The organism is Streptomyces swartbergensis, from assembly GCF_002148965.1.
Lineage (GTDB): Bacteria > Actinomycetota > Actinomycetes > Streptomycetales > Streptomycetaceae > Streptomyces > Streptomyces swartbergensis.
Genome location: NZ_NGFN01000867.1, coordinates 1 through 606, shown reverse-complemented (window position 1 = coordinate 606; position 606 = coordinate 1). Strand labels below are relative to the sequence as shown.

General features: G+C 70.6%; 1 protein-coding gene. It reads left to right on the top strand.

From position 1 onward, the window contains the following. Nucleotides 1–573, top strand: a 573-nt coding sequence (locus CA983_RS44815) for a SigE family RNA polymerase sigma factor (RefSeq protein WP_086606203.1), incomplete at its 5' end; no start/stop codon positions are given. Nucleotides 574–606 lie beyond the last annotated feature (33 nt).

Sequence of the window (606 nt, the reverse complement as noted above, 5' to 3'; positions counted from 1 at the left end):
GCTCACGGGGGAGCCGCGTACAGGGAGGACTCGGGGGAGCGCCGCTCGCTGTCGGAGGCGGAGTTCACCGCCTACGTCCAGGAGCGCCGCGCCTCCCTGTACGCCACCGCCTACCACCTCACCGGCGACCGCTTCGAGGCCGAGGACCTGCTCCAGAGCGCGCTGTTCTCGACGTACAAGGCGTGGGACCGGATCAGTGACAAGGCCGCGGTCGGCGGATACCTCCGCCGCACCATGACCAACCTGCACATCAGCGCCTGGCGGCGCCGCAAGCTCAACGAGTACCCGACCGAGGAACTGCCGGAGACGCCCGGCGACACGGACGCGATGCGCGGCACCGAGCTGCGCGCGGTCCTGTGGCAGGCGCTGGCCCGGCTGCCCGAGCTCCAGCGCACCATGCTGGTCCTGCGCTACTACGAGGGCCGCACGGACCCGGAGATCGCGGACATCCTCGACATCAGTGTCGGCACGGTGAAGTCCAGCATCTGGCGGTCGCTCCGCCGGCTGCGCGAGGACGAGGTCCTCAGCTTCGGCCGTGACGAGGAGGACGCCTTCGGCGAGCTCGTCGCCTGAGGCTGGGGGGGGAAGCACCAAAAAGGGGCCCAC